Genomic DNA, 15,733 nt, shown 5'->3' with positions numbered 1-15,733 from the left:
TTTGAGACTTGGTCCGAGACTTGGACGGTCAGGTCGTGAAGCGAGCGAGCAGGGCCGGAAGATCGACGAGGGAAAATCCCTCGCGGATGTCGCCCGTCCTGTCCGAGCCGGGCGGTGCATAGCCCGAAAGCGGCCCGCGTCCCAGACTTTCCGGCTCCTTTGTCTGCCGCGCCAGCGCCGCCTCGATCCGCGCGATGCCGAGCACGCGATCGACCGCGAGGGCGACCGGTGGCTCCTGTGCGCGCAGGTGCACCACGTGACCACCGTCGTCTTCACCCGCATGGTCAAGTCCGAGGCATGCCGCGAGGTCGAGCACGCTGACGATCGCACCCGCCACGGCCGTGATGCCCTTGAGCGCCGGAGGCGCGCCGGGCAGACCGGTGCAGGGCCGTTCAGGCGTAACGCCCGCAACTGCGGCAAGCGGCAGCCCGTAACGCTCCGCCCCGCAGGCGCAGACGAGGTAGGCAGCGGTCTCGACCGTCTCGTCCTGCCCTGCCCTGCGCGCGGCGAGCGCGGCGGCGCGGGCATCGAGCAGCGCGGCATTGCGTGTTTTCGGATCCGCTCCGGCGGTCAGGCCGATCTTCATGCGTCGTTGACCGTGATTCCGGCCAGGACGCGGCGTGCGCTCTCGGCCAAGCGTGCGGCGCTCACTCCGTCTCCCTCCGGCAGGATGGTCTCGGGCGGCAGTCCTTGCGCGAGGCGCAGCGCGTTGTCGAGGGCGCGAGTCGCCTCGGAGCGGCGTCCGCCGCCGCTGAGCAGCAGACCGAGCTGGAAATGGGCCATGATGAAGCCGCGGTCGAGGAACAGGGCCCCGCGCAAAGCCCGCTCGGCCTCCCGCTCGCGCCCGAGATCGAGGGCGAGAAGTCCCTCGTAGTAGCGCAGGGCCGGATCGGTGGCGTAGCCGTCGATCTCCTCGTGCAGCCGGCGCCAAGCCCGCGCCGTCTCACCCGCGTCGGCCAGCACGCGGATCTCAGCCAACAGATCGCCGGGCGAGAGTGGGTGATCCGTCGCGGGTGAGACCGGGATCGGAACCGGCTTCGGCATCACCGCCCGCTGAGGGGACGGCGGAGGATCGAGCTCTGGATTCGGAAAGTGAGCCGCCACCCGTTCGAAGGGCGGAGCGAGCGGGATCGGCGCCGCGTCGAGAATGGCGGGGATGAGGACCGGCGGCGGCTCTGTCGTCGGTGTACCGATTGGGCGGTAGGCGACCGTTCCCGGCAGGGCGACCGGCTGCAGCCACTGAGAGAAGGCCGGGTTGGGCTCGGCATGGCCGATCAGGAGCCAGCCCCGGGGGTTGAGCCGCTCGCCCAAGGCCCGCACGATGCGATTGACGTGATCTGAACTGAAATAGATCAGGACATTGCGGCAGAGGATGAGATCGAAGCTCGTCTGCGTGTGATCGCTTCCATCGATCAGGCTCAACAAGTTCTGCCGCTCGAAGCGCACCATTCGGCGGAAGGCGGGGCGCAAGGCGTAGCCGCCATGCGGCAGGCCCGGTCGTGCGGGTGTACGGCGAAACCAGCGGGCGCGCTCCTCCGTATCCAGGGTGCGCAGGGCCCAGGGTCCGAACTCTGCCGCGCGGGCGGTGGCCAGGGCGGCGGCACTGAGATCTGTGCCGAGAATCGTCACCGACCAGTCAGTGAGCGCCTCACCGAGCAGGTCGTGGATGAGAATGGCGATGGAGTAGGGCTCGGCCCCCGTTGAGCAGCCCGCGCTCCAGATTCGCAGGCGGCGCGTCTCGGCCCGCGCCTCGATCAGCTCCGGCAGGATCGTCCCCCGCAGAGCTGCGAATTGCTCGGCGTAGCGGAAGAAGAACGTCTCGCCGATGGTGATCTCGGCCTCGAGCGCCGCCCATTCCTCCCGGCCGGCGGCACCCTCAAGCAGGGCGAGATAGGCGGCGCAGTCGCCCAGACCACGAATGCGCATCCGCTTGCGCAGACGGTCGTAGAGCAGGTCGTCCTTGTCTTCGTAGTAATTGTGTCCGGTCCGGGCGATCACCCGCGCCTTCAGAGCGGGGAAGCCGGGATCGATCGCTGCGCCCGCGGCACGCCGGGCCCGCTCTGTAGGAGCCGTCACGACCGGGGGCCTCAGGCGGGACGCGCCCCATCGGGCTCGAACCGGGCGAGCCGCGTCGTCGCTTGCCGGGTCAGCGCGTCGAGCCGAGTCCGCTCCTCGAGGGTCAGGATCCGGTCGAGCGAGAGCAGATGCACGAGCCCATCCGCCCAGGCGAATTCGCCGACGACGCAGCCGTTCAGGCTGCGGGCGGGTTCGACCGGCCGCAGCGCATAGGTCTCGACCTGCACGAGATCGAGCGCCCGGTCGACGAGGAAGGCGATGGCGCCTTGGCGCGCCACCAGGACGTGCCGGTACGGATCGTCATCGCCCGCTGCACGAAGGTCGAACAGCGCGGCGAGATCGACGACGGGCAGCGGCTCACCGGCCAGGTTGAGAAAGCCGGCAAGCGGGCCGCCCGCGGCCGGCGGTGCGTGCAGGCGCGGCAAGGGGAGGATTTCGCGAATCTCGGACCGTGGCAGTGCGCAGATCGTGCCGGCAATATCCAGAAGAAGGGTGGGTAAACCCGCCATCGCATGTCCTTGGAGCGGCTCGCCGCCGGGAGCGAACGAAGGAACCGCTCGTCACCTCGATCATGCGGTTGACGCTCGCCGAAGGCAAAGGTTTCACGAACGACTGTTCCGGCCTTCCGCCGCGGCGGCGAGCGTCAGATCAGGCGACCTTCTGGCGCGAGCGGGACTTCGGCTCGGGCGCGGGAGCCTCTTCCTCGACACGGCCGCCCGGCCGGCCGAGGCCGATCGACTTGGCCAGCGCGGAGCGCTGTGCAGCGTAGTTCGGGGCGACCATCGGGTAATCGTTCGGCAGGCCATAGCGCTGACGATACGAGTAGGGATCGAGGCCGTGAGTGCCGAGATGGCGCTTGAGCGTCTTGTAGGGCTTGCCGTCGATGAAGCTGATGATCGCGTCCGGGGTGACAGACTTGCGGATCTGCGCAGAAGACGGCTTCTCGATCACTTCCTCGGCAGGAGCGGCAGCGGCCTCGGGGCTGCTGAGGCCGGTCAACGCGGCATGAACGTTGATGATCAGGCCCGGAAGCTCGGAGGCGGGCACTGAGTTATTCGAGACATAGGACGAGACAATGTCGCTCGCCAATTCTACGAAGTCGTTGAACGATTTTTGGTTTTCTTCCGTCATTCTGCGTGTCCGTTCCGAGGGCCCCCGGGCGGCAAGATCATACGTGATGCGCAGCGATGCAAGAGAAGAATTCAAAAAACTACGCCAGGCTTGTGGGTATTGAGTGGCGCGCGCTCAAGTTCAGCGTTGCCGGCGAAGCGTAGAAGGTTAAGTGGAGGCCAAGCTCGCACGGTCCAGAGGTGTATCAGAGCTAAACCTTTCCCATGCCGGCTTGAGCGATATGGCCGGCACGGCCTCCGTTGGAATTGGATCCAAGTTACGAACGGATCACGTCATTTGGCGCCGTGCTCGCAATCCGCGAGGCGAAAGGGGCCGGATGTCGTTGCATCCAGCCGCGCAGTCCGTCGGACCTGCCTGATATACCGGAAAGTGATCGCGGCACCGGCTCATCCGGCGCCGATGATCGGGACGATACAACCTGTGGGGGACAATCTGTCGCGTGAGGACGGAACTCATTGTCCACCGCCGAACTCTGCAGTGCCAGCCGATCTTCGTCGAAGCGCCACCCTTCACGATCATCGCGGCCGTGAGGCGTCGGCGACGCATCCGGGGCAGGACTTGTAACCTCTGTTTGCCAGAACCCGTCCGTGCTAGGGGTCAGAGGCAATGAAGTCCGCTCGTCCCATAGCGCTCTGGCTGGCGGCGGTGATCGTGATGATCACTGCGGCGCTGATGCCGTCCGGCGCACGTGCGCACGGCGCACACGGGCACGCGGCCCAGGCAGAACACGTGGTCAGCGCGCCCGAGACCAGCGCGCCTCTGGCCGACGCCGCGTCCTTCGCTGCCGTCGGTGCCCACGTTCGGTCTGCCGGTCTGTCCTTGATGACGCGCGCCGACGCGGTTCCGGTGATGGATACCTCCCGAATCGCTTGCGCCTGCCCAGCCTGCCTGGCCGGCGGTGCGTGCGGGCACGCGCCGTCATCCTGCTGTGCAACCGGGCTCGCGCCCGCACCGCTTCCCGGACTGGCTCCGCCTGCTCCGCGCGACCGCGCGCTCACCTATGACGGGCCGCGCCTGTCCGGCATCGTGCCCGACGCGCAGATCGAACCCCCCAGACGCCTCGCCTGACGCTCGTTCCCATCCGGTCGCCTCGCTGCCGGATGACGTCGTTGCTTCTCCGGCGAAGGTTTCGATCGACATGTCCATCCGTCTCGCGGCGGCGCTCCGGGCGCTGGCCGTCTCGCTCGCACTTGCCGCCGCATCGGCCTCAGGCAGGGGAGCCCTGGCCCATGAGGGACACAGCCACGGCGACGCGGTGCAGGCACCGCCCCCGCAGGCTGCTCCCCGTGCCGAAGCGGCCTCGACCGCGTTCGAACTCGTGGCCGTGGCCGGAACGGATCGGGTCCGCCTCTACCTCGATCGCTTCGTCAGCAACGAGCCGGTGGACGGCGCGGCGATTGAGATCGAGACGCCGGAGGGTCCGGTGGAGGCGACGGCCGCCGGCAACGGCGTCTATGAGATCGCGGCGCCCTGGCTCGTCCGCGGCCACCGCCACGACCTGCTCGCCACGGTGAGCATCGACGGCGCCACGGATGTGCTCGCTCTCGACCTTCACCTGCCCGAGCCGGCGGTCGCGGCCGTGGCGGTTCCGGCGGCGGCGCCGACCTGGGTCGCCAATCTCCGCCATCACCTCACCCATCAGGGTCCGGTCGGTGCCGCCGCGGGCGGCTTCCTGCTCGGGCTCGCTGTCATCATGCTGATGCGCTCCCGTCGGGCGCTTCCGGCCTTGGCGGTGCTCGCCGTCACCGTGACGCTGCTTCTCGGAACGGCGGCCCTGGCTCATGAAGGCCACGCTCACGCTGAGCCGGAGGCCGCACCGTTGCGAGGCGTTGCCCTCACCCCCTCGGTGGCTTCGGGCGTCGAGCGTGCCCGGCGCTTGCCGGATGGCGCGGTGTTCGTTCCGAAATCGGTGCAGCGCCTGCTCGCGCTCCGCACCGGACTGACCGGTATCGCCGATCATCGCCGCACGGTGGAGCTGCCCGGCCGCGTCATCGCCGATCCGAATGCCAGCGGCGTGGTGCAATCCTCCGTCGGCGGACGCCTGGCTCCCCCGCCCGGCGGCTTCCCGAATCTCGGCGCGCGCGTCCGCAAGGGCGAGGTGCTCGCCACCGTGACACCGCCGGTCCAGGCAGTTGACCTTTCCGACATGCGCCAGACGCAAGGCGACCTCGATCAGCAGATTGCCATCACCGGCCGCAAGGTCGCTCGTTACGAGCGTCTCGCCTCGACCGGTGCCGTGGCACAGACGGCGCTGGAGGATGCCCGCGCCGAACTGGCCGGCCTGAAGGACCGCCGCGCCGCCCTCGATACGATCCGCCGCGCGCCGGAGGAACTGGTCGCGCCCGTGGACGGCGTCGTCGCGGAGCGGGCGGCGGTCGCCGGCCAGATGGCGTCACCGGGCACGATGGTGTTCCGGGTCGTCGATCCTGAGAAGCTCTACATCGAGGCCCTGAGCTTCGTCGGCCTGGAGCCCGGCGCGGTCGCCACCGCACGGCTGCCCGATGGGCGCACCCTCGCTCTCGCCTTCCGCGGTGCCGGCCTCGCCGACCGTAATCAGGCCGTGCCGGTGCAGTTCGCGATCTCGGGGAACATTGAGGGCGTGCGGCTCGGGCAGTTCGTGACTGTGCTGGCACCGACCGGCGAGAGCGTGGCGGGCCTGGCCGTGCCCCGGTCCGGAATTGTCCGCACCGAGGGCGGCGCGGTCGTCTACGAGCACGTCTCCGCGGAGCGATACGAACCGCGATCCGTGCGGGTCGAGCCGCTGGATGCCGAGCGGGTGATCGTGGCAGGCGGCCTCGGCGCCGGCCGGCGCATCGTCGTCCAGGGTGCCGAACTGCTCGATCAGGTCCGCTGAGGGACGACGGGCCATGTTCGCTCTTCTCGTCCGCGCCGCCCTGCTCAACCGGGTGCTGGTCCTGGCACTCTGCCTCGCGCTCGTACTGGCGGGCGGCCTCGCGTTGACGCGCTTGCCCGTCGATGTCCTGCCCGACCTCAATCGCCCCACCGTCACGGTGATGACGGAGGCCGAGGGCTACGCTCCGCCGGAGGTCGAACAGCTCGTCACCTACCCGATCGAAACCCGGATGAACGGCCTGCCCGGCGTCACCCGCGTCCGCTCGGTGTCGAGCGCGGGGCTCTCCATCGTCACCGTCGAGTTCGGCTGGGACACCGATCTCTACCGCGACCGCCAGTTCGTGGCCGAACGCCTCGCCCTGGTGCGCTCCGAACTGCCCGCGGGCGTTACGCCGCAGATGGGGCCCATCGCCTCGATCATGGGCGGCATCCTGCTCGTCGCGGTGACGGGCGAAACGTCGAGCCCAATGCAGGTGCGAGAGACCGCCGACTTCATTCTCCGGCCGCGCCTGCTCTCGATACCGGGCGTGGCTCAGGTGATTCCCATCGGTGGCGAGGTGCGCCAGTTCCGCGTCAGCCCGAACCCGGCGGCGATGCGGGCGCTCGGCGTCAGCAACGAGGCGCTGGCCAACGCGCTGTCCGGCTTCGGCACCAATGCCGGCGGCGGGTTTGCCGACGCCAATGCCCGCGAGATCCTGATCCGCAACATCGGCCGCACCCTGAGCCTGGAGGACTTGCGCAATCTCGTGATCCCGACGGGTCCCCAGGGCGCGACCGCTTCGGCCGATCTGCCCGGCACCGGCAATCCGGCGATCGAGGGCAGGGTCTACCTGCGCCAGATCGCCGAGGTCGCGTTCGCCGCTCGGCCGAAGCGCGGCGATGGCGGCTATCGCGGCGAGCCTGCGGTGATCCTCTCCGTCGAGAAGCAGCCCGGCATCGATACCGTGCGCCTGACGCAGGCCGTCGAGGCGGCGCTGAAGGAGATCGCCCCGACCCTTCCGAAAGGCATGGACGCCCAAAAGATCCTGTTCCGGCAGGCCGACTTCATCGAGACCTCGCTTGCCAATGTCGAGCGGGTGCTGATGGAGGCGGTCGCGGTGGTGGCCGTGGTGCTATTCGCCTTCCTGATGAACGCGCGCACGACGCTGATCTCGCTCACCGCGATTCCGGTCTCGATCCTGACTACGGCCCTGGTGTTCTGGGCGCTCGGCTTCTCGATCAACACCATGACGCTCGGCGGACTCGCCATCGCGATCGGCGAACTGGTCGATGACGCGGTGGTCGATGTCGAGAACATCTTTCGCCGGCTGCGCGAGAACCGGGCCGAGGGCTCACCCCGCAGCGTCTTCGACGTGGTAGTGGCCGCCTCCAGCGAGGTGCGCTCCGGCATCGTCTACGCCACGGCGATCATCGTGCTCGTCTTCGTGCCGCTGTTCGCGCTCTCCGGCATCGAGGGGCGGCTCTTCGCGCCGCTGGGTCAAGCCTACATCGTCGCGATCCTGGCGAGCCTGCTCGTCTCCGTCACGCTGACGCCCGTTCTCGCCTCCTGGCTGCTGCCCGGCATGAAGTCCCTCGCCGAGCACGAGCCGGCCCTGGTGCGGCAGTTGAAAGCCGGCAATGCGGCGCTGCTGAAGCGCGCCCTCGCCCATCCGCGGGTGCTGGTCGCGAGCGTCGCCCTCGGCGTCGTCGCGGCAGGAATCGCCGCTGCGCACCTGCCGCGCGCCTTCCTGCCGGCCTTCAACGAGGGATCGCTCACCATCAACGTCACCTTCCGCCCCGGTATCTCGCTCTCAGAGAGCAGCCGGGTGGGCGCCGTCGCCGAGCGGCTGGTCCTCGACGTGCCGGAGGTCGCCACTGTCGGGCGCCGCACCGGCCGCGCCGAACTCGACGAGCATGCCGAGGGCGTCCACTCCTCCGACCTCGAAGTGCGGCTGAAGGCCGGCCGGCCGCGCGAAACGGTGATCGCCGAGATCCGCGAACGGCTCGCGGTCCTGCCGGTGTCGGTCAATGTCGGCCAGCCGATCTCACACCGGCTCGACCACATGCTCTCGGGCGTGCGCGCCGAAATCGCCCTGAAGCTATTCGGCGACGACCTCGACGCCCTGCGCTCCGCGGCCGAGACCATCCGGGAGCGGATCGCGGCGAAGGTACCCGGCGTCACCGACCTTCAGGTCGAGCGGCAGGTGCGCATCCCGCAGCTCGACATCCGGATCGATTACGGCCGCGCCGCGCTCTACGGCGTCTCGCCCTCGACCGTGGTCGAGACCATCGCTCGGCTGGCCAACGGGCGCACCCTCTCCACCATCGCCGATGGGCCGCGCCGCTTCGACGTGACCTTGCGCCTTCCCGAGGCCCAGCGCAGCCCGCAGGCGCTCGGCGACCTCCTGATCGAAACGCCCTCCGGCTGGGTGCCGGCCCGCGAGATCGCCGACATCCGCGAAACCGATGGTCCGAACCAGATCCTGCGGGAGAACGGGCGGCGCCGGATCGTGGTGCAGGCCAACTCCGACGGCCGCACCGACATGGCGGCGATCGTCGCCGGCATCCGCCGCGTTCTGGACGAGTCCCGCCTGCCCGAGGGGGTGAGCGCCCGGCTGGAGGGCAGCTACGAGGCACAAGGCGAGGCCGCGCGTACCATCGGCGCGCTCAGCCTCGTCTCGCTCGCTCTCGTCTTCGCCCTGCTGCACGGGCGCTACCGCTCGGTGCCGCTGGCCTTGATCGTGATGGCCAACGTGCCACTGGCCTTGATCGGCAGCGTGCTCGGGCTCTGGCTCGCCGGCCTCCCGCTCTCGGTCGCCTCGATGATCGGCTTCGTCACGCTCACCGGCATCGTCGCCCGCAACGGCATCCTCAAGATCAGCCACATGCTGAACCTCGCCCGCGACGAGGGGCTCGCCCTCGGGCCCGCTCTCGTGACGCGGGCGAGCCTCGAGCGGATGACGCCGGTGCTGATGACGGCGCTCTCGGCCGGTATCGCGCTCGTACCGCTCCTCGTCGACGGCACGGCTCCGGGCAAGGAGATCCTGCACCCCGTGGCGGTGACCATTTTCGGCGGGCTCATGAGCGCAACGCTGCTCGATGCCGTGCTGACGCCCGTCCTGGTCCTGATGTTCGGGCGCGGTGCGTTCGCCCGGCTCCACGCGCCGACGCCGACCGACAGCCTGACCGCTCCGGTGCGCGAGGCTTTTTGACCCGTTGAGTTGAAGGAGACGACCGATGAGTTGCGCGATGCGATGCGCTGCCCTGGTGCTGACCCTGTTCGCGGCGCCGGCGAGCGCCCAGCATGACCACGACCACCCGCCTGGTCCCAACGGCGGCCGCATCGAGGATGCGGGACCGTGGCATGCCGAACTCGTGACGCGGGCCGAGACCGTCGTGGTTTACCTGAGTGACGGCGCCGGCAAGTCGCTGCCGGTCGAGGGATTCAAGGCCGTCGCGATCCTCAAGTCCGGCGCGAAGGTCGCCCGCATTCCTCTCAGTCCCGAGGGCAACCGACTTGCCGGTAAGGCCGAGTCTGTCCTGGGAGATCGCCCGACCGGCGCCGTGCGTATCACGGGGCCCGACGGTCTCACCGCCAGTGCCCGTTTCGACTGATGCCCTCTTCGATCCAAGGATGAACGCGATGATGAAAGCTCTTGCTGCTGCCCTCCTCCTCGCCCTTCTTGCCGCTCCGGCCCAGAGCGGGGATGGACATCATCACCACGGGCACGGCCGGCTGGACGCGAACTCAATGGCGAGCGACAGCGCGGCGACGAATGCCTTTCGCGATGCCGATGCCCGCATGCATCGCGAGATGGAGATCCGCTACACCAATGATGTTGATGTCGATTTCATGCGCGGCATGATCCCACATCACCGCGGGGCGATCGAAATGGCGAAAATTGCGCTCCAACATTCAAAGGATCCCGAGGTCCGCAAACTTGCCGAAGACATCGTCAAGGCACAGGACACCGAGATCGCGCAGATGGAAGCCTTCCTGAAGCGCAAGCAGGACACGAAGAGCCGCTGAGGCAGCCGCGAACCGATGGGAGGCCGGTGCCTGTTCACTTGCGAGCGCGATCGGCTCTCATCGGGGCACGGATCTTCTGAAGCCGGGCCAGATCGAAGTGGACGGCAAGCGCTGCTCTGCGATTTCCACCCCGATACTTATTGATAAATAACATTATTACTTACCAATCTATCGCTTGCGAAGTCTGATTTCCTCTGTCCTTCAGGCGCGCCGGATGCTCGTCGCGCTCTTCGCTGCGCATCCGGCTGTCAAACTCTGACGCCGCTCGGTCAGACCGGGATCGATCGCGCCGGGCACACAGCCTCTCTCCAGCACCGCGAGCATCCGCTGCATCTTGCGACGACAAGACGAGAGTACGCTTTGTTGTCGCGTAGACGGATTAAATCACGACGGAACAAGTTCGATTTTCATCCTCTACCCACATGGAATTCATGAATGCGAGGTGCACTTGCGCACTAAGCTGGCGCCTGACCGGGATTAAATTTTATGTATATTTCAGTGATAAAACGCACTTCCAAAATATAAATCTCGGAATTACTGTCTCTGTGCAGCAAGAAATAAGACAAAAAAGTTCGCGACTCAGGGATTATAAGAGGATTTCGACGTGAAACGCATGATGATGGTTGGTTTCCTGGCGGCGATGACCGTTGCGCTGCCGATCGCGGCTCAAGCACAGGACGGCGGCAGCGGTAGCCGCCAGCAAGCGGGCGGCGCCTTCATGAGCAGCTACGTGGACGATCCCTATCACGACCCCCGCTCGGTCCATTCGCAGCGGATGGGGACGGGCCAGATCCTCGGCGCACCGATGCTCAGCGAGAATGCTGGTGCCAAGGGTGGCGTCGCCCGCACAGCCGTTCGCCGAGGTTCGGTCGAGCCGCACTGGTCCGCCGGCACCGAGCCACGCCGCCGGGCGCGGTAGGCAGAGCCCGGCCGGCGACGCCTCTCAGCCCGCGCCGCCGGCCACTTCCCCGCATCCATCGTCGGTCGCTCTGCTTCGGGGCGGCCGAACACTCCGGACGACAACGGACCGGCTTGTACGCCGTCGCGGTTCTCGCCGCGGCGCGGGCGGTCTTGTGCCCGACACGGGCAATGGCTTCGCCGCGTCCGGTCGCCTCGGACTTCGCGACCCGGCAGGCGGATCACCGTCTGTCATCCAGCCAGCATTTCACACGTCCCGACGCGGCTGCTCACGCGTGGCGACGGAGAGCGAGGTTTGCCGTGGACGGCATCATTCAAGGTCTTTCGAACTTCCGGGGAACGGTCTTCCCAGGCCAGCAGCAGATGTATCAGCAACTGGTCCGCGACGGTCAGCAGCCGCAGGCACTCATCATCGCCTGCGCCGATTCCCGTGTCTCGCCCGAGCACATCACGCAATCCGGTCCGGGCGACCTCTTCGTGTGCCGCAACGCCGGTAACATCGTGCCGCCCTTCTCGCAGCAGAACGGCGGCGTCTCCTCCGCGATCGAATATGCGGTCGTCGCACTCGGCGTGCGGGACATCGTGATCTGCGGCCATTCCGATTGCGGCGCCATGAAGGGCCTCATGAACCCCGAGGCCTTGGGCAACATGCCAAACGTGGCGGCTTGGCTCCGCCACAGCCATGCGGCGAACCAGATCGTCTGTGAAGCCTATCCCGAGGGCATGGACCCGAAGGAGCGCCACCGCGCCCTCGCACTCGAGAACGTCGTGGTGCAGCTCAACAACCTGCGCACCCACCCGAGCGTGGCGGCGGCGCTGGCCCGCGGCAAGCTGCGCCTTCATGGCTGGTTCTTCGAAATAGAGAGCGGCCAGGTGCTCGCCTATTGCGGCGAGCGCGGGCGCTTCGTCCCCATCGACGAAGCCGCGAGTGTCCCCGTCGCTCAGGCTTCGGCGGCCCGGATCGCCACCCCGGAATTCGCCGGGCCCCATGCCATCGCGGCGGAGTAGGAGTTTGCTATGCTCGGCTCCCTTGCCAGGCTGATGCCATCATCCCTCGGCCGGGATCTCCCGGCCTCCTTCGTCGTATTCCTCGTGGCGATGCCGCTCTGCATGGGGATCGCCATCGCGTCCGGCGTGCCGGCCGAACGCGGCCTCATCACCGGCGTGATCGGCGGCATCATCGTCGGTTTTCTCGCCGGTTCGCCGCTTCAGGTCAGCGGTCCGGCCGCCGGTCTCGCCGTCATCGTCTTCGAGTTCGTGCGCGAGCACGGCATCGACGCTCTCGGACCGGTCCTTGTCGCGGCCGGCGCCATTCAGCTCCTGGCCGGGGCGCTGCGGGTCGGCGGCTGGTTCCGGGCCATCTCGCCGGCGGTGGTTCACGGAATGCTCGCCGGCATCGGCATCCTGATCGTGCTGGCGCAGATCCACGTGCTGACCGACGCGCTGCCCAAGGCCAGCGGCCTCGACAACCTCGTCGCCATTCCGGGGGCCTTCTTCAACTTCGTCTCCAGCCCTGACGGCAACCGCCCCGGGGCCGTGACCGTCGGCCTCGTCACGATCGTCGCGATGCTGGGCTGGGAGAAGATCCGTCAGCTCAAGCTCAAGCTGATCCCGGGCGCCCTGGTCGGCGTCGTGGCGGGCACCCTCGTGGCTGTCGTCGGCGACATGGCGGTCAAGCGCGTCGAGGTGCCGGAGAACATCCTCTCGGCCGTTGCCCTGCCCGGCGCGGGCGATTGGAGCCGACTGACCGAGCCGGCGATGATCCTGATGGCGATCACCCTCGCGGTGATCGCCAGCGCGGAGAGCCTTCTCTCGGCTGCGGCGGTGGACCGGATGCATGACGGCCCGCGCACGCAGTACAACCGCGAACTCGGTGCGCAGGGCGTCGGCAACATCCTGTGCGGCCTGGCCGGCGGCCTGCCGATGACCGGCGTGATCGTGCGCTCCTCCGCCAACGTCCAGGCGGGTGCGGTGTCGCGGGCCTCCACGATCCTGCACGGCAGCTGGATCCTCGCCTTCCTGCTGGTCCTGCCAATGGTGCTGAAGGTGGTGCCGACCGCCTCGTTGGCCGGCATCCTCGTGGTGACGGGCTGGCGCCTCGTCAGCCCCGCCCACGTCTTCCACCTGCACGAGCGCTACGGCCTGCCCACCGCCGCGATCTGGCTTGCCACGATGGTGATGGTCGTCGCCACCGACCTCCTGACCGGTGTGCTCACGGGCCTCGCGCTCAGCCTCGCCCAGGTGATCCCGCACTACATTCGGGGTCCGCTCAAGATCGAGGGCGGCGCGGCGCAGACGGTGCAGGCCGGCGCCGTCCAGGCAGTGCCGGAGCTGAAGCTGTCGGGCTCGGCAACCTTCCTGCAACTGCCGCACCTCAACGCGGCGCTGGAGCGCACGCCGGAGGGCACCCCGGTCCGCCTCGAAGCGGAGGAACTGCGCCACGTCGACCACACCTGCCTGGAGATGATCCGGGAATGGGCGACGCGGCGGGCGAAGTCCGGCGCCCGCATCGAGATCGTCGGCGGCGGCGCGAGCGGCCTCCACCACAGCCTCGCCATGGTCGCCCACGCCGCGCCGAAGGACTGACTTGGAGGAGCGGAGACATGAAAAGGGCCGGTGCCGCAGATCGCGGCACCGGCCCTTTTCCTTTGACCATCACGAAATCCTCGCGCTTCGCAGCGTCCGAGGATGAGCGAGTATTCAGCCCCCATCTCCGTCATTCCGGGGCGCTGATAAGCGAACCCGGACCCGAAGGGGCGCGCCGGAGGCGTGCAATCCATGGCTGGCCTCGACACCCGGCTTCGGCGCCGCATCACGGATGGATCCCGGGTTCCGCTGCGCGGCCGCGGGATGACGGGGAAGGCGGTAACGAAGAGACCAACCGGAAACGATCCGAGACCCCTACGCGGCCGGCAAGCCCTCCGGGCCGCCGATGCGCTGGGCCGCCTCGAACCGGTTGAGGAAGCGCGGCTCCTTCTCCGGCGCGATGCGGATGGTGAGTGCGATCGCACCGCCGGTCTCGGCCTGCCGGTCGAGCACCTCGGCGTTCTCGTAGAGCCAGTTGAGGGCGGCACCGTCTTCCGGCGGAAGCGTCACAGCAAAGGTCGAGCGTGCTCGCGCCACCTGACCCTCGATCCGCTCGGTCAGCGCCGTCAGCCCCTCCCCTGTCAGGGCCGAGACAAGGATCGGCGCCGCTCCGGCGCCGCGATGGGCGGCGCTGAGGTTCACCAGCCGCGTCCGCTCTCCCTCGTCCAGAAGGTCAGCCTTGTTCCAGACCTCGATGATCCGCTCGGCGTCCGGCTTGATCCCGAGTTCGCGCAGCACGCCCTCGACATCCTCCGCCTGCGCCTGGGTGTCGCCATGCGAGACGTCGCGCACGTGGAGCAAGATGTCGGCCTCGATCACGTCCTCCAGCGTGGCGCGGAAGGCGGCGATCAGCGAAGTCGGCAGGTCCGAGATGAATCCCACCGTATCCGACAGGATCACCGTCTCGCCGTGCGGCAGCTTGGTGGCCCGCGCCGTCGGGTCGAGGGTCGCGAACAGCATATCCTGGGCCCGTACCTCGGCCTTGGTCAGGGCGTTGAACAGGGTCGACTTGCCGGCATTGGTGTAGCCGACGAGCGCGACGATCGGATAAGGCACCCGCGCGCGGCTCTTGCGATGAAGGCCGCGGGTGCGCGTCACGGCTTCGAGATCGCGCTCGATCCGGGTCATCCGCTCCTGGATCATCCGGCGGTCGGCCTCGATCTGGGTCTCACCGGGGCCGCCGAGGAAGCCGAAGCCGCCGCGCTGCCGCTCCAGGTGGGTCCAGGACCGCACGAGGCGGGATTTCTGATACGCGAGATGGGCGTGCTCGACCTGAAGCGTGCCCTCACGGGTCGAAGCGCGCCGCCCGAAGATCTCAAGGATCAGGCCGGTCCGGTCGATGACCTTGGCGCCCCAGGCCTTTTCGAGGTTGCGCTGCTGCACCGGTGAAAGGGCGCAATCCATCACCACGAGGCCGAGCTCCTCAGCCTTGATGAGCCCCGCGATCTCCTCCACCCGGCCCTTGCCGAGATAGGTCGAGGGGCGCGGGCGCTGGAGATGCACCGAGATCGCCTGGGCCACGTCGAGGTCGATCGCAGCCGCCAAGCCCACCGCCTCGTCGAGCCGCGCCTCGTCGGAGCGCACGGTCTCCGTCTGCCCGGGTGTAGGACGCTGGGCGGCGCGGGTGAGGTAGGGGCCGAGCACCAGCGTGCGGGTCGCGGCAGCGATCTCGCCCTCGGGGGCGGCCTTCGCCTGCAGGCGGGCTTCGCCGGGCGGAAGGATTTCAGTCATGGCGTCTCCGTGTCATCGCTCCCTTATGTCGGAACGATGACGCCATTTTGCATCCACCGGCTCCCGCAAATGACGGAAATCGTCGCGCCAAACGCTCTGGCCCCAATTGGAGGCAGGTCCGGCGCGGGAGAGCGCTTCAGAAACAGAAGACGATCAGGCCTTCTCGGGCGCCGTCTCGTCCGGCTCGAACAGTTGCACCGGATGGCCGGGCATGATCGTCGAGATCGCGTGCTTGTAGACGAGCTGCGAGTGCCCGTCGCGCCGGAGCAGGACGCAGAAGTTGTCGAACCAGGTCACGACACCTTGAAGCTTGACACCATTGACGAGGAAGATCGTCAGCGGGATCTTGTTTTTGCGGACATGGTTCAGGAACGTGTCCTGGAGGTTCTGAGCGCGCTCGCCCGCCATTTCTTGTTATCCTTGTTTCGA

General features: G+C 68.1%; 14 protein-coding genes. 8 read left to right on the top strand and 6 right to left on the bottom strand.

The window, feature by feature from the left end:
• Nucleotides 1-28 precede the first annotated feature (28 nt).
• From FHU13_RS02375 to FHU13_RS02360, 4 genes are all read right to left on the bottom strand, one after another.
• A complete protein-coding gene (locus tag FHU13_RS02375; RefSeq protein ID WP_183434236.1) occupies nt 29-586 on the bottom strand; it encodes a chemotaxis protein CheW in 558 nt (185 codons plus the stop codon).
• The gene (locus FHU13_RS02370) at nt 583-2,076 is read right to left on the bottom strand and encodes a CheR family methyltransferase (RefSeq protein ID WP_183434235.1); all 1,494 of its coding nucleotides are present in this window, start codon (nt 2,074-2,076) and stop codon (nt 583-585) included. Before FHU13_RS02370 ends, FHU13_RS02375 begins: the two co-directional genes overlap by 4 nt.
• Nucleotides 2,077-2,087: 11 nt before the next feature.
• The gene (locus FHU13_RS02365; RefSeq protein ID WP_183434234.1) at nt 2,088-2,585 is read right to left on the bottom strand and encodes a chemotaxis protein CheW; all 498 of its coding nucleotides are present in this window, start codon (nt 2,583-2,585) and stop codon (nt 2,088-2,090) included.
• 139 nt (nt 2,586-2,724) lie between these two features.
• Nucleotides 2,725-3,207, bottom strand: coding sequence for a MucR family transcriptional regulator (locus tag FHU13_RS02360; RefSeq protein ID WP_183434233.1), 483 nt, complete (start codon nt 3,205-3,207; stop codon nt 2,725-2,727).
• A gap of 606 nt (nt 3,208-3,813) precedes the next feature.
• Here FHU13_RS02360 and FHU13_RS02355 point away from each other — a divergent pair.
• The 8 genes from FHU13_RS02355 (at nt 3,814) to FHU13_RS02320 (ending at nt 13,573) form a co-directional block, all read left to right on the top strand.
• Nucleotides 3,814-4,275: a hypothetical protein gene (locus tag FHU13_RS02355; protein ID WP_183434232.1), complete on the top strand. Its 462-nt coding sequence runs from the start codon at nt 3,814-3,816 to the stop codon at nt 4,273-4,275.
• 70 nt (nt 4,276-4,345) lie between these two features.
• Entirely contained in the window at nt 4,346-6,061 is a 1,716-nt protein-coding gene (locus FHU13_RS02350; protein WP_183434231.1) for an efflux RND transporter periplasmic adaptor subunit, read from the top strand.
• 13 nt (nt 6,062-6,074) lie between these two features.
• On the top strand, nt 6,075-9,251 hold the full coding sequence (locus FHU13_RS02345) for an efflux RND transporter permease subunit (protein WP_183434230.1): 3,177 nt from the start codon (nt 6,075-6,077) through the stop codon (nt 9,249-9,251).
• A 25-nt stretch (nt 9,252-9,276) separates the two neighbouring features.
• On the top strand, nt 9,277-9,654 hold the full coding sequence (locus FHU13_RS02340; protein WP_183434229.1) for a hypothetical protein: 378 nt from the start codon (nt 9,277-9,279) through the stop codon (nt 9,652-9,654).
• 28 nt (nt 9,655-9,682) lie between these two features.
• Nucleotides 9,683-10,069, top strand: a complete 387-nt coding sequence (locus FHU13_RS02335; RefSeq protein WP_183434303.1) for a DUF305 domain-containing protein — start codon at nt 9,683-9,685, stop codon at nt 10,067-10,069.
• A gap of 613 nt (nt 10,070-10,682) precedes the next feature.
• Nucleotides 10,683-10,988, top strand: coding sequence for a hypothetical protein (locus FHU13_RS02330; protein ID WP_210287413.1), 306 nt, complete (start codon nt 10,683-10,685; stop codon nt 10,986-10,988).
• A gap of 299 nt (nt 10,989-11,287) precedes the next feature.
• Entirely contained in the window at nt 11,288-11,995 is a 708-nt protein-coding gene (locus FHU13_RS02325; protein ID WP_183434227.1) for a carbonic anhydrase, read from the top strand.
• 9 nt (nt 11,996-12,004) lie between these two features.
• Nucleotides 12,005-13,573 carry a SulP family inorganic anion transporter gene (locus tag FHU13_RS02320; protein WP_183434226.1) on the top strand — a complete coding sequence of 523 codons (1,569 nt, stop codon included), beginning with the start codon at nt 12,005-12,007 and terminating at the stop codon, nt 13,571-13,573.
• Between the two features lie 315 nt (nt 13,574-13,888).
• On the opposite strand, the gene hflX is transcribed toward FHU13_RS02320, so the two are convergent.
• Nucleotides 13,889-15,304 (bottom strand): GTPase HflX, encoded by a 1,416-nt coding sequence (gene hflX, locus FHU13_RS02315; RefSeq protein ID WP_183434225.1) that lies wholly within the window; start codon nt 15,302-15,304, stop codon nt 13,889-13,891.
• A gap of 153 nt (nt 15,305-15,457) precedes the next feature.
• Nucleotides 15,458-15,712 carry an RNA chaperone Hfq gene (hfq, locus tag FHU13_RS02310; RefSeq protein WP_003600267.1) on the bottom strand — a complete coding sequence of 85 codons (255 nt, stop codon included), beginning with the start codon at nt 15,710-15,712 and terminating at the stop codon, nt 15,458-15,460.
• Nucleotides 15,713-15,733: the final 21 nt, after the last annotated feature.

This window comes from Methylobacterium sp. R2-1 (genome assembly GCF_014191355.1).
Lineage (GTDB): Bacteria > Pseudomonadota > Alphaproteobacteria > Rhizobiales > Beijerinckiaceae > Methylobacterium.
Note: the sequence above shows the minus strand (reverse complement) of the source record. Positions and strands in the feature narration are given on the sequence as shown.

Excerpts from the sequence above, each read along its gene's own strand:
- FHU13_RS02375 (WP_183434236.1), bottom strand. The coding sequence starts at position 586 with ATGAAGATCGGCCTGACCGCCGGAGCGGATCCGAAAACACGCAATGCC.
- FHU13_RS02365 (WP_183434234.1), bottom strand. The coding sequence starts at position 2,585 with ATGGCGGGTTTACCCACCCTTCTTCTGGATATTGCCGGCACGATCTGC.
- FHU13_RS02360 (WP_183434233.1), bottom strand. The coding sequence starts at position 3,207 with ATGACGGAAGAAAACCAAAAATCGTTCAACGACTTCGTAGAATTGGCG.
- FHU13_RS02355 (WP_183434232.1), top strand. The coding sequence starts at position 3,814 with ATGAAGTCCGCTCGTCCCATAGCGCTCTGGCTGGCGGCGGTGATCGTG.
- FHU13_RS02350 (WP_183434231.1), top strand. The coding sequence starts at position 4,346 with ATGTCCATCCGTCTCGCGGCGGCGCTCCGGGCGCTGGCCGTCTCGCTC.
- FHU13_RS02345 (WP_183434230.1), top strand. The coding sequence starts at position 6,075 with ATGTTCGCTCTTCTCGTCCGCGCCGCCCTGCTCAACCGGGTGCTGGTC.
- FHU13_RS02340 (WP_183434229.1), top strand. The coding sequence starts at position 9,277 with ATGAGTTGCGCGATGCGATGCGCTGCCCTGGTGCTGACCCTGTTCGCG.
- FHU13_RS02335 (WP_183434303.1), top strand. The coding sequence starts at position 9,683 with ATGATGAAAGCTCTTGCTGCTGCCCTCCTCCTCGCCCTTCTTGCCGCT.
- FHU13_RS02330 (WP_210287413.1), top strand. The coding sequence starts at position 10,683 with ATGATGATGGTTGGTTTCCTGGCGGCGATGACCGTTGCGCTGCCGATC.
- FHU13_RS02320 (WP_183434226.1), top strand. The coding sequence starts at position 12,005 with ATGCTCGGCTCCCTTGCCAGGCTGATGCCATCATCCCTCGGCCGGGAT.
- hflX (WP_183434225.1), bottom strand. The coding sequence starts at position 15,304 with ATGACTGAAATCCTTCCGCCCGGCGAAGCCCGCCTGCAGGCGAAGGCC.
- hfq (WP_003600267.1), bottom strand. The coding sequence starts at position 15,712 with ATGGCGGGCGAGCGCGCTCAGAACCTCCAGGACACGTTCCTGAACCAT.